The sequence below is a fragment of the Paenibacillus sp. FSL R10-2788 genome, from assembly GCF_038003885.1.
Classification (GTDB): Bacteria; Bacillota; Bacilli; order Paenibacillales; family Paenibacillaceae; genus Paenibacillus_AQ; species Paenibacillus_AQ odorifer.
In genome coordinates this window covers 1450080-1461831 of the sequence record NZ_JBBOQA010000001.1, presented here as the reverse complement: position 1 = coordinate 1461831, position 11752 = coordinate 1450080, and the positions used below count along the sequence as shown (strand labels likewise).

The window sequence follows — 11752 nt, the reverse complement described above, 5'->3', positions numbered from 1 at the left end:
TTTCCATCCATCATTCCACCTACGATTCTTCCATCAGCCTTTCGGATCCCACACCATCCCGCCTTCGATTCCTCCAGCAGTCCTTCCAATTCTCCATCTTTCCTCCTACGACCCCATCAGCAGCTTTTCCATCCATCATTCCACCTACGATTCCTTCAGAGTCCTTCCAATCCTTCCATCACACCTATACCTACCACCCAATCGCCGCACCATCGCAGCGTCGGTCCGTTCCCCCACTGCGGTATCCATTGTCATCTATCGAAATCATGTGAGCGTGACCCATAATCCCATCATAGTCATCTACTTTCCGGACAATATGACCGGCTGCGGCCAAATCTGCCAGCACCTCATCAGCTACCCTGCTCTCCACCTTTAGCTCTTGCGTAGGCTCCCCCCACGTTCTCCCCCACACAAAACGCGGCTCATTCACAGCCGTTTGTGGATTCATGCCATAATGCAGCATCCGTGTGAGCAGCAAGGTTTGAGTCTGTGGTTGACCTTCGCCACCTTGCGTCCCGTACAGAATCGCAGGTTTGCCCTCGCGGCAGGCCATCGCTGGCATCAGTGTGTGGAAGCTGCGCTTATGCGGCTCAAGCGTATTGATGTGCCCGGGGTCCAGCGAAAAAAACGAACCTCGATTCTGCAGCAGAATCCCAGTATCCCCAGCGGCCACGCCCGAACCAAATTCAAAATACAGACTCTGAATAAAAGAGACCGCATTCCCGTCCTCATCCACAACCGCAGCATAAGCTGTATCACTGCCGATAGGCTGACTTGTCAGTTGCGCAGCTTTTTGCATCGAGATAGTAGACGCTAATTGTCCTGCATAACGTTTATCCAGCAGCTGCTCCAAAGGAATAGCACTAAAATCCGGATCTGTAAGCACCCTATCCCGATCGCGGAAGCTTAGCTTCAACGCTTCAACAAGCAGGTGATAATATTCATACGAACCATGCCCGATTGCTTCAAAATTGTAATGTTCCAATAAATTAAGACTCATTAGTCCAGTGAAACCTTGAGAATTAGGCGGCACTTGATATACCGTATGCCCGTGATAATCCGTATGAATCGGCTCGACCCAATCCCCCTGATGATCCGCAAAGTCATCCCGAGTCAAATACCCGCCAGTTGCCAGCATATAGTCACAGATGTCCTCCGCAATCTTCCCCTTATAAAAAGCATCCCGCCCACCCGCCGCCAATGTCCGCAGGGTGGCCGCCAGCTGTTTTTGCTGGAATCGCGATCCAGCACAAGGAATCACGCCGCCTGGCGTGTAAATCGCTGCCGCCTCCGGCGACAGCGCAGAGCCCGCAACAGCCGTGTTATTCCGCTGATCCGGCGACAGCGGAAATCCCTCCAAAGCATAACCAATGGCAGGCTCCAGTACCTCCGCCAGCATAAAGCGGCCATACTTACTCAGTACGGCATCCCAACTGTCCGCCATCCCCGGCACCGTAATGGCGCTGCGAATCCCCCGCCGCGGGATGAAAGCTTCCCCGGCATAGCTGCTTCTGCGGACTCCGTACCCGGAGCGCCCGCTTCCGTTATAGGCCCGAACACGCGCCTCTTGCGTGTTATAGGTCAACCAAAAGGAATCTCCGCCTAGCCCCGTCATATGCGGATATACAACAGCTAGTGTCGCACTGATCGCCACCGCTGCATCAAAGGCATTCCCCCCTTTTTCCAACATACGTGCACCAGCAGCCGAGGCTAAATAATGGGGGCTAACTACCATAGTTTTTGTGCCTATTACGGGTTTCTCCGCCATGTTCCGTCCCCCTATCTTTTACGGGTTTCTCCGCTCCGCCATGTCCCAACTCCTTATTTTTTGCGGCGGGTTTCTTCAACATATTCAATCTTCCTATCTTTTGCGGCAGGTTCCTCTGCGAGCCCCCTATAACTTCTGACTTAATTAGTGTCATTTAACATTACACGAAAATCCTTTGTCAATCGGTTACGCTGAAACGCAAAATAAACCTCTTCTTTTTGTGAGCTATGCACAAATAAGAGGTCATCTTTGTTTAATCTTGTAGATTCACACCTACGAATATTATAAAATCATTTTAATTACAGGGAGCCGCATACTGCCATGGCGTACTACCGTAACCTTTTGCCGCCATATGGCTGTCTATCTCGGTTATGTCTCTAACCTATTTCCTCCAATAGCTACCTATCCCGAATATGTCTAGTCACCTTTTGCACCCAATGACTACCCATCTCGAATATGTTTAGTGACCTTTTGCCACCAATGGCTACCTATCTCAAATATGTATAGCTGCATCTAACCTTAGTAATCTTAGCCACTTTTAGAGGGGGGCTTGTGCTTTGAAACACCGAATAAACAATTTATTTTAAAATATATTGCGATAACACGGCCTGCACCTCGTAAATATTTACGGATTTATTGAAGGTCTTCTTCACCGGAAGCGTGCTGCTGGAAATGTAGATACATAGCTCCGCATCCAGGTCAAAATGCCCTGCCGTCTCCACGGAATAATGCGAGATGCTTTTGTAAGGGATCGAATGATATTCTGTTTTCTTGCCCGTCAGACCTTGTTTATCCACCAGAATAAGCCGCTTGTCCGTAAAAATGAACATATCTCTAATCAGCTTATAGGCGCGTTCGATTTTCTCCTGAGGAGCAAGAATTTGTGCGTATTCCCGCTGGACCTCCGTAAGATTTACTTGTGATGCATTGCCCATTAATCCGTCAAAAAGTGCCATATCTCTTCCTCTTTTCATCCGTTAAATTTAGCCACTTGCCCCCCACTACAGAACCATATTATTCTATTTTTCATATTCTATGCTGTGTAAAAATACTCTCTGACATCTTTTTACTTGCTTATTTTCTGATTTTTGATTACACTGTCATTAAATTTACTAAGAGAGGGGTGTGGAAGGAATGGATCACAATTGGACCAACAGTGTTATGAGTCGGCTACCTAAAGCGATAGCTGGCATTGCTCATGTAAATGGCGATAACGGGAGAAGTCTGTCCATTTGTATGAATTTAATAACACTACACAATTGTGAAATGCCTTTCCTGCCATCACCCGGACGGATCAGTTAACCGGAGAATGATAAGGCCGTGGGGAAATTTCCCTACGGTCTTTTTTTATGGTTTTTTACAGGATTTCGGAGCCATTTAGGGTACTGGCGGTGCGAAGGGCATTCTTAAAGGAGAATATATATGATCATCCAATGCCAAAATGTTCAAAAATACCACGGGGCACAACTCGTGCTGAATAGCATTACCTTCGATATCCGCCAAGGGGAAAAAATCGGCCTGATCGGCCGCAACGGCTGTGGCAAAACGACACTATTCCACCTGCTGAACGGGGAGGAACGCCCCGATGAAGGGCAAATCTCAATACGCAAAGGCAGCGTAGTAGGTCTGTTAGCTCAAATTCAAGAAGTTAACGAAAAAGAAACCGTATATGATGTTCTGCAGCGCAGCTTTGCCGAACCTTTGCAATGGCAGCACCGCCTGCGGGAGCTTGAGCTGGAAATGTCCAGCTTTAACAGCGGAACGGATGAAACCCTCTGGAATCGGCTGCTGAAAGAATATGGCAGCTTGCAGGATAAGTTCGAGGATGCCGGAGGTTACGAGATCGAATCCTCTATTCAGCGCGTAGCCTCGGGTCTCGGGATCGGAACCGGACAATACAGCCGATTGTTCGCCTCTCTTTCAGGAGGAGAAAAAACAAAAGTCGGACTAGCGGAGCTGCTGCTGCGCCGTCCAGACATCCTTCTATTGGATGAACCAACCAATCATCTCGATATGAACGCCATTGAATGGTTGGAGCAATTTTTACAGAGTTATGATGGAACAGTGCTTGCGATCTCCCATGACCGTTACTTTCTGGACGCTGTAGTCAAGAAAGTGATCGAGATTGAGGATGGCGAGGCCTTTACCTTCCATACCAACTACAGCGGCTACCAAGTGGAGAAGGAAACACGACTTCTTCAACAATTTGCCGATTATCAAGAGCAGCAGAAAAAAATAAAACAAATGCAGGAAAGCATCAAACGTCTCATTGAATTTGGCAATCGCGGGACACCTCCTAACCCTTCCTTTTACCGGAGAGCAGCATCCATGCAAAAAGCACTGGATCGTATGGTGAAGGTTAAACGTCCTATACTGGAGCGCAAATCGATGGATTTGCAGCTACAGCAAAATGACCGTTCCGGTAATCAGGTTGTCATTTTGGAGGATATCGGAAAAGCATATGGTCAGCGAAGCCTTTTCGCAGAGGCAAACGAAGTGCTTCGCTACGGAGAGACTACGGCACTCATCGGCGGTAACGGGGCAGGTAAAAGTACACTTTTAAGAATTATTTTAGGACAGGAAACCCCGGACAGCGGAAGCTGTACACTCGGCTCAAGAACTGTGGTCGGCTACCTCGCACAAGAGGCTGTTCCTGAAAATAACAAACAGTCTGTACTCCGCTACTTCCGCGAAGAAGCTGGACTTGAAGAAGGTGAAGCACGCGGGCAGCTTGCACGTTTCCTATTTTATGGTCCCGATGTATTCAAAGACATTACGAATCTGTCCGGTGGTGAATGGACCCGCCTGCGTTTCGCTGTACTAATGCATCGCAAGCCAAATCTGCTGATTCTGGATGAGCCGACCAATCATCTGGACATAGATTCTCGTGAAGCACTCGAAGAAGCATTAGAGGAATTTCCAGGCACGGTTCTGGCGGTATCTCATGACCGTTATTTCATCAATCGCCTATTTCACAAACTATGGTCCATTGAAGACGGGCGGTTTGGAGTGTTCAACGGAAACTATGAATATTACAAGGAAAAACAAGCTGAAAAAGCATTACTAGCTCCCTCTTTTGCGGATCAAGCTAAACCTGTCTCTGCAGAACGAACAAGTTCACGCCTTGATAAGCCTCAATCTAACGATTCAGGGAAAGAAACCAACGCTAAATCCACCAGTTCCCGTAGGAAAAACACCACCTTCGACTGGGAAACGGCCATTGCAGAGGTAGAGGAACGCCTTGGCGTGATCGATGCTAAGATGTTAGATCCCCTGATCAGCAGCGATGCAGCTGAACTTGCTGAGCTGCAACAAGAACGTGATGCGATACAGGAACAGTTGGATGAGCTCTATACAGGATGGATGGAGACAACTGGTCTATAGAATAGATTGATCTATAAGGAGATGAGCATATGAGCAACAAAGAGAAGATTAAGTTATTGTGGAAAGAATACACCCAGCTTCATCCACAAGCAGCGGATAACTATGACGCCTGGGCCTTTGGTGACAGTCCCCAGATGGCCGATGAGCTGCTCGATCTGGTGATTCGTGGGATCAAGACAGGAACTGCTTCAAATTATGATATATTTGAAACTTGTGACGAGACGTTTCCGCAAGTTGGCGGTCACAGTATCGTGCTGGATGGATCTGGTGATCCGCGGGCAATAATTGTTACTACAAATGTACAAATTATACCTTTTGATGAGGTTAGCGCTGAGTTTGCCTATACTGAAGGAGAAGGTGACCGGACGCTTAAGTCATGGCGTCATGATCATGAGCAGTTCTTCACCAGAGAATCCTTAAAATTCTTAAACAAACCCTTTGATCCAAAGATGAAAGTTGTTTGTGAGAACTTTAGAGTGGTATATACAAAAGACTAAGATCTTCAGAAAACGCAAAAGGCTGTCTCTTCCACAAGGAAGGGACAGCCTTTTGTGTATACTATAAAATCAACAGAATTAGATCCTCATTAATTTATGGTTTAGTGCCAAAATCCCAAAATCCAGCCAATAACAGAGATCCATAACGGAATGCTGATTAAAATACCCCAAACCAGCCCAGTGGCAATATTGCCTTCTGCAGGACGCACCACATTTTCCTGTTTCAATGGAATGCTCAATTCTTCTTGTTCCATGCGATCCCCTCCTAAAATATCTTATCGTCACAGTAGAGGAAAAAATGTAGACCGCTCGACCCAAAAAATTAAAATTTTGAATTTTGGTAGATATAAAGGCTCAGCAGCCAAACCGTTGTAAGTGCTTACATATTAGTCATTAACCAAATTTTGAATAATTAAAAACTTAAATTTGCGGAAGTCATACAGTATATGCAGATTCTTAGTCCAATATTACTACTTTTTCCGGATTTCGTAAATATTCAAACATCGTCCGAATCTGTGCCTCTGTATTCCGCTCTGCTGAAAGCTCAGGCAGTTTATCTTCAGCAAAAAACGAAACTTCGCTTGTCTCTACCCCTTCCATTGCCTCTCCGCCCACGATGCGGCATAAAATAAAGAACTTGTACACGTGATAAGGCTCCGGCGGATGGTTATGAAATTTCTTATCCAGTACAGCCAGTAAGCGAACTGCTTCTGCCTCAAAACCCGATTCCTCTTTGATTTCTTTCACAACAACTTCGCTCGGCGACAGCCCAATGTCCCCCCAGCCACCAGGAAGCGCCCAATTCCCGTCCAACTTCTCTCGAACAAGTAGAATTTTATCCTCCCGGAATACAACACCACGGACATCAACTTTTGGGGTAGCATAACCCCCTTCACCCGCAAAGGAGAGTCTAATTCTCTCCTTGCTTTCGAAGGTATAATTAGCGAGGATATCTACACTGAGCTCACGCAAAGCTTGATACCGTTCTATATCATAAACATCCTTAGCATAAGTTAATCCAGTCTGTGCGATGGCCTGAATTTCTTTGGCCCACGTTAACCATTTCTGCTCCATTGCTGCACCCCTTTTTCGGTACCTTGATTAGGATTACTGGCAAAGCATTAAATGACGCGAGAAGGCTCCTTTTTTAGCTTCACAACGGTCTATGATTGTAAATCCAGCTTCAGTGATCATCTCGTCCATCGGTTCAATCGCAACGATAACCACCCGATCTGCAATCCGGCGCGTATTCACTAGAATCGCGAACTGCTCCTCAGGTGTAATACTAGAATATAGATTATATGGCATATCTACAATGGCTACATCGTAATGATCAGTGATATCCGCAATATCCCCGAGCGTAACCTCACTGGTGAATCCAAAATGGGCAATATTTGTTCTCGCACCGATAGCAATCATAGGGTTAATATCACGTCCAACCATATCGATTCCCATTGACAAGGCTTCTACCATTACAGTTCCAATACCGCAGCAAGGATCTATAGCACGTATACCTTCAGGATTCGGAATAGCCATATTAACCGCGGCACGGGCAACACGTGTACTAAGCGCGATAGAATAGCTGCGTGGCTTCTTCATTTGGCGGAACCAAGTTGCCTTGTTTTTATGATAAGATCCGAAGTACCAGCGTCCACCCAGCGTAACAATGCCGTATACCAGCTCCGGATGGTTAACATCCGCTTCTCCTTCAATCCGCAACCCAATTTCCCGCTCGATCACTCTGCGCTCATCATACTCTATTTTGTCTGCAGGGCCCAGATCGTTGGTCTTCACAAAAATAACCTTAAACGTCTTGCCGCCAAGCTCCACCTGCTCCGTTTGATCATAAATCTCAGGCAGACTGTCCCCTTCATACATTACATCTATCCGCTCTTTAATGAAGGGACTGCGGCTGACATCCACCTCAACCTCACTCTTAAAAAGAACAGTCGGCACCTGCTCACCAAAAAGACATCGCAGCTCCATCTGACACAGCGATAACTCGTCCTCTGAACAGGTGTAAGTATAAATAAATGTGTTTGTTCCACTTTCCTTATGCAATATAATCCATCCTCTATCCCAGTGAATTGTTCTGCTGTCTTGTTACTCCTGTGTGTCGTGCTGGTGGTCATAATCTATACGCGCTTTGGCGATCTTCCCATTGTTTTTGTTGACCCAGTCCACAAGCGAGGTTAAAGGTCCCAACAATGATTCTCCTATGCTCGTCAGACCGTATTCCACAGTCAATGGGACTGTAGGCGTCGCTTTACGCCAAACTAATCCATCCCGTTCCAAATGGCGCAGGGTCTGGGTCAGCATCCGTTGTGATATCCCTCCAGAGCGCCTTTGCAACTCTTTGAACCGCAAAGCTTCAGCACCTAAATTGACTATGATCAGTACACTCCATTTATCTCCGACCCTGTCCAGAATCTGGCGGGTAATGGAGCAATCCTCCAGCATCGGCATGAACCGGGTGGGTTCTTCCTTTGAATGTTCCAACTGTGGTTACCTCCATGTAACTTAAGCATGTAATAGTGCCTTCTTGTCCCTCAAGCCTATTCAGCTTATCATGGTTACTGTTAGTAATCAACAACCGGAAAGGAACTAATAAATCATGAAAAAGACCATTGCCATCATAGGTGCTGGACCCGGCTTAGGACTCTCAATCGCCAAAAAATTCGGAGCCAACGGATTTCAAGTGGCATTAATCTCTCGAAATGAAGAGAAGCTGAACTCCCTTGTTCAGGAACTGCAAGCACTGAATATCGAGGCTGCTGCTTTTCCTGCCGACGTATACAATAAAGAACAAGTAGCCACAGCCTTCGATAATATCAAGAAAAAATACGGCTTTATCGATGTGCTCGAGTTCAGCCCGACAAGTGGAAATTACCCTCCTACTCCTGCTTCACAAGTAACAGAAGAAAATGCACAGGATGCCTTTCAGGCACTGGTTGTAGCCGCTATCCGCAGCGTAGCACAGGTCTTGCCTGAGATGCTGGAGAAACGCAGCGGCGCACTGCTGTTCACAACCGGATTGTCCTCCATCTATCCCATGCAGATGATGGGTAATGTAGGCATTGCGCTTAGCGGATTAAGAAACTACGCACTTAACCTGCATGCAGATTTGGCTCCACAAGGAATCTATGTAGGTCATTTAGCACTTGGTGTATTCATTAAACCCGGCACCGCTACAGATCCAGAACTCATCGCTAATGTTTGGTATGAGATGTATATGAACAAAAGCAAAGCTGAGGATACTTTTCCCCAAGGTGTGACACCGGCTACAATCATCTGGTGAGAGGTTTGCCCCATCGCTTTTGATCCATAGTGAGTTCTCCAGTATAATGGTTCCTATAGAATGCTAAACAAGACGGTCACGCATGGCCAATAAGCTTATGCCCAGGCGCTTACAAAGCCGGTTTTGCGCAGCAAAACTTAAGGAGGTACATACTCACTATGTCATACGAAACGTATTTTTCAACCCACCGGGATGAACATCTCGAAGAACTAAAACAATGGCTCAGAATTCCAAGTATTTCTGCCTTATCTGAACATAAGGACGATGTACTGAAGGCAGCCCATTGGCTGACAGACACCCTGAAAAAAGCCGGACTTGAGAACATTGAGTTGCATCCGACAGCGGGACATCCCGTTATATATGCCGATTATCTTCATGCTCCAGGCAAACCAACTATTCTCGTGTATGGTCACTACGATGTACAACCAGTAGATCCATTAAACCTATGGACCTCACCTCCATTTGAACCAGAGATTCGTGATGGCAAGCTTTATGCACGCGGAGCAACAGATGACAAAGGACAAGTATTCGTTCACCTCAAAGCCATTGAGGCGATCCTGAAACAAGAAGGTACTCTTCCTGTGAATCTCAAGCTTTGCATCGAAGGTGAAGAAGAAATCGGCAGTGTGAATCTGCCTCCGTTCCTTGAAGCCAATAAAGAAAAGCTCGCTGCGGATGCGGTGTTAGTCTCCGATACATCCCTATTGGAACGCGGTCGTCCTGCCATCTGCACTGGGCTACGTGGTCTAGCTTCCCTTGAAGTTGATGTAACTACCGCTTTGACAGACCTGCACTCTGGTTCTTACGGCGGTGGCGTTCCGAATGCATTGCATGCCCTAGTATCTTTGCTAAGCTCGCTTCATGACGACAAAGGACGCGTATCTGTAGACGGATTCTATGATGGCGTTCCTGAACTTTCCCCAATGCTGCGGGAAGAATTCGTGAAGCAAGGTGTGAATGAAGATAAAATCCGCGAAGGTCTTGGATTGGAATCGTTATACGGCGAAGAAGGTTATTCCTTTGTAGAACGGATTGGCGCTCGTCCTACGCTTGAGCTTAACGGCGTATACGGCGGTTTCCAAGGGGAAGGCAGTAAGACGGTTATCCCTAAAGAAGCACATGCGAAGATTACCTGCCGCTTAGTTGGCGATCAGGATCCACAGCATATCCTCGATGCCGTTGAAGCACATCTGAAGGCTAATATTCAGACCGGAGCGAAAGTGCATGTTAAGCAAATGGAGAAGGCACGTGCCTTTAACATCGATCCGTCGAATCCTATTCTGCAAACTGCAGCAGACGCATATGGCAAAGTATATGGAACCCGTGCCCTCTTCACCAAAGACGGCGGCTCCATTCCGATCATGGAGAGCTTCTCCCGTGTGCTGGAAGCACCTGTCGTTCTGATGGGCTTTGGTCTCGATGATGAGAACCTGCATGCACCGGATGAGCATTTCAACCTAGAGAACTTCGACAAGGGATTACTCACCATTGTTGAGTTCCTAAAGACTGTTTAAGCTACACAAGCTACAAACAAATAAAGCCAGGTTCCCTAAGTTGGGAGCCTGGCTTTTTAGTATGCGGCCAAACAAAAGAGCATCATTGCTTAGTCCATTTATAAAACCACCATACCATTGCTATCACAAATATTAGCCTTCATGTAATATAGGTTTGTTAGCCAACTGTTCATGTTCGGGTTCAATGTGAATCAACACCTGGGCACGTTCAAATATGCCTTGAATGGCTAGTTCAATTTCGTCGCATAATTGATGCGCAGTAGCAACACTCATTTTAGAAGGAATCACAAGGTGAAAGTCGACATACTCTTCTGGACCAGATCGGCGGGTACGAAAATCATGAAATTCAATATATCGCCCTTGAAATAACTTTATGACATGTAATATTTCATTTTCTTCTGCCTCAGTTAATCGTGCATCCAACAGCGGAGGAAATGACTCCTTTAGAAGCTTATAGGCTTCACCCATAATATACAGAGCCAACACAATCCCAATGACAGGGTCGAGTATCGTCCATCCAGTGAGGGTAACCAATAATAAACTGAATGCAACACCCAAAGAGGTGAAAACATCCGTAAGCAAATGCAGAGCATTCGATTTCATAGCCACAGAGTGAAGTTCGTCTGCCTTCTTTTTAACCTTGCGTGAAACCATATAATTGATCCCCGCTCCGACCACCATCACAATAATGCCCAAAAAGGGAAGTTCGATCGCGGTTGGATTCATTATTTTATGAACACACTCATCTATAATCCAGAATCCAGCTACAAAAATAAGCAACGTTTCAATCGTCCCTGAGATATTCTCCACTTTGCCATGACCATAAGGATGAGTTTTATCCGCAGAACGACTTGACCATCGGACCGAGAAAAAAGCAATCAACGAAGCAACTAAATCTAAGGAGGAGTGGATCGCTTCCGAGATAATTGCTACTGAACCTGTAAGTACTCCGACTATAAGCTTTAAAGAAACGATAAATGTATTGCTAAGTACAGATAGGAACGCAATCTTTGCACCATTCAAAATTTTCACAACCTTTTCTTAAAAGTACGCTATATTAAAGTTTTTCCATTAGGCAAATAGTATAAACAAAAAAAATCCCACCAACCAATATAGGCTGATGGGATATAAAAAAACCCTTGCATCGCAAGGATTTGGAAGTTTGAATTATGGAGCGGGTGATGGGAATCGAACCCACGCTATCAGCTTGGAAGGCTGAAGTTCTACCATTGAACTACACCCGCACTAGAAAGTGAATACAAGAGTTATTGTATCATCTCTACAAGTAAAA

At 46.1% G+C, this 11752-nt stretch carries 12 protein-coding genes and 1 tRNA gene; 5 read left to right on the top strand and 8 right to left on the bottom strand.

The window, feature by feature from the left end:
• Positions 1-190: 190 nt before the first annotated feature.
• Both ggt and NSQ50_RS06450 read right to left on the bottom strand, forming a co-directional pair.
• Positions 191-1768: a gamma-glutamyltransferase gene (ggt, locus tag NSQ50_RS06455; protein ID WP_076141108.1), complete on the bottom strand. Its 1578-nt coding sequence runs from the start codon at positions 1766-1768 to the stop codon at positions 191-193.
• 578 nt (positions 1769-2346) lie between these two features.
• Entirely contained in the window at positions 2347-2724 is a 378-nt protein-coding gene (locus NSQ50_RS06450; RefSeq protein ID WP_036680049.1) for a PH domain-containing protein, read from the bottom strand.
• Between the two features lie 178 nt (positions 2725-2902).
• On the opposite strand from NSQ50_RS06450, the gene NSQ50_RS06445 reads away from it, so the two are divergent.
• The 3 genes from NSQ50_RS06445 to NSQ50_RS06435 all read left to right on the top strand — a co-directional run bounded on the left by NSQ50_RS06445 (position 2903) and on the right by NSQ50_RS06435 (position 5649).
• The gene (locus NSQ50_RS06445) at positions 2903-3070 is read left to right on the top strand and encodes a hypothetical protein (RefSeq protein ID WP_162636617.1); all 168 of its coding nucleotides are present in this window, start codon (positions 2903-2905) and stop codon (positions 3068-3070) included.
• Between the two features lie 120 nt (positions 3071-3190).
• Positions 3191-5152 (top strand): ABC-F family ATP-binding cassette domain-containing protein, encoded by a 1962-nt coding sequence (locus NSQ50_RS06440; protein ID WP_076100964.1) that lies wholly within the window; start codon positions 3191-3193, stop codon positions 5150-5152.
• Between the two features lie 29 nt (positions 5153-5181).
• Complete coding sequence (locus tag NSQ50_RS06435; RefSeq protein WP_076147565.1) at positions 5182-5649, top strand: ASCH domain-containing protein; 468 nt, start codon at positions 5182-5184, stop codon at positions 5647-5649.
• Positions 5650-5750: 101 nt separating this feature from the next.
• Here NSQ50_RS06435 and NSQ50_RS06430 read toward each other — a convergent pair whose 3' ends face one another.
• From NSQ50_RS06430 to NSQ50_RS06415, 4 genes are all read right to left on the bottom strand, one after another.
• On the bottom strand, positions 5751-5903 hold the full coding sequence (locus NSQ50_RS06430; RefSeq protein ID WP_155288093.1) for a hypothetical protein: 153 nt from the start codon (positions 5901-5903) through the stop codon (positions 5751-5753).
• 202 nt (positions 5904-6105) lie between these two features.
• Positions 6106-6723, bottom strand: a complete 618-nt coding sequence (locus tag NSQ50_RS06425; protein WP_076147563.1) for an NUDIX hydrolase — start codon at positions 6721-6723, stop codon at positions 6106-6108.
• A gap of 33 nt (positions 6724-6756) precedes the next feature.
• The gene (locus NSQ50_RS06420) at positions 6757-7710 is read right to left on the bottom strand and encodes a TRM11 family SAM-dependent methyltransferase (protein WP_076100966.1); all 954 of its coding nucleotides are present in this window, start codon (positions 7708-7710) and stop codon (positions 6757-6759) included.
• Positions 7711-7752: 42 nt separating this feature from the next.
• Positions 7753-8148, bottom strand: a complete 396-nt coding sequence (locus tag NSQ50_RS06415; RefSeq protein ID WP_244886429.1) for a winged helix-turn-helix transcriptional regulator — start codon at positions 8146-8148, stop codon at positions 7753-7755.
• A 115-nt stretch (positions 8149-8263) separates the two neighbouring features.
• On the opposite strand from NSQ50_RS06415, the gene NSQ50_RS06410 reads away from it, so the two are divergent.
• Positions 8264-8947, top strand: a complete 684-nt coding sequence (locus NSQ50_RS06410; protein ID WP_076147560.1) for an SDR family NAD(P)-dependent oxidoreductase — start codon at positions 8264-8266, stop codon at positions 8945-8947.
• Between the two features lie 158 nt (positions 8948-9105).
• Positions 9106-10461 (top strand): dipeptidase, encoded by a 1356-nt coding sequence (locus NSQ50_RS06405; RefSeq protein ID WP_076147558.1) that lies wholly within the window; start codon positions 9106-9108, stop codon positions 10459-10461.
• 132 nt (positions 10462-10593) lie between these two features.
• On the opposite strand, the gene NSQ50_RS06400 is transcribed toward NSQ50_RS06405, so the two are convergent.
• Positions 10594-11484, bottom strand: a complete 891-nt coding sequence (locus NSQ50_RS06400) for a cation diffusion facilitator family transporter (protein ID WP_076141107.1) — start codon at positions 11482-11484, stop codon at positions 10594-10596.
• A gap of 147 nt (positions 11485-11631) precedes the next feature.
• Positions 11632-11705 (bottom strand) — tRNA-Gly (locus NSQ50_RS06395).
• Between the last annotated feature and the right edge of the window lie 47 nt (positions 11706-11752).

Coding starts and splice junctions, on each gene's coding strand:
- ggt (WP_076141108.1), bottom strand. CDS start 1,768: ATGGCGGAGAAACCCGTAATAGGCACAAAAACTATGGTAGTTAGCCCC.
- NSQ50_RS06450 (WP_036680049.1), bottom strand. CDS start 2,724: ATGGCACTTTTTGACGGATTAATGGGCAATGCATCACAAGTAAATCTT.
- NSQ50_RS06445 (WP_162636617.1), top strand. CDS start 2,903: ATGGATCACAATTGGACCAACAGTGTTATGAGTCGGCTACCTAAAGCG.
- NSQ50_RS06440 (WP_076100964.1), top strand. CDS start 3,191: ATGATCATCCAATGCCAAAATGTTCAAAAATACCACGGGGCACAACTC.
- NSQ50_RS06435 (WP_076147565.1), top strand. CDS start 5,182: ATGAGCAACAAAGAGAAGATTAAGTTATTGTGGAAAGAATACACCCAG.
- NSQ50_RS06430 (WP_155288093.1), bottom strand. CDS start 5,903: ATGGAACAAGAAGAATTGAGCATTCCATTGAAACAGGAAAATGTGGTG.
- NSQ50_RS06425 (WP_076147563.1), bottom strand. CDS start 6,723: ATGGAGCAGAAATGGTTAACGTGGGCCAAAGAAATTCAGGCCATCGCA.
- NSQ50_RS06410 (WP_076147560.1), top strand. CDS start 8,264: ATGAAAAAGACCATTGCCATCATAGGTGCTGGACCCGGCTTAGGACTC.
- NSQ50_RS06405 (WP_076147558.1), top strand. CDS start 9,106: ATGTCATACGAAACGTATTTTTCAACCCACCGGGATGAACATCTCGAA.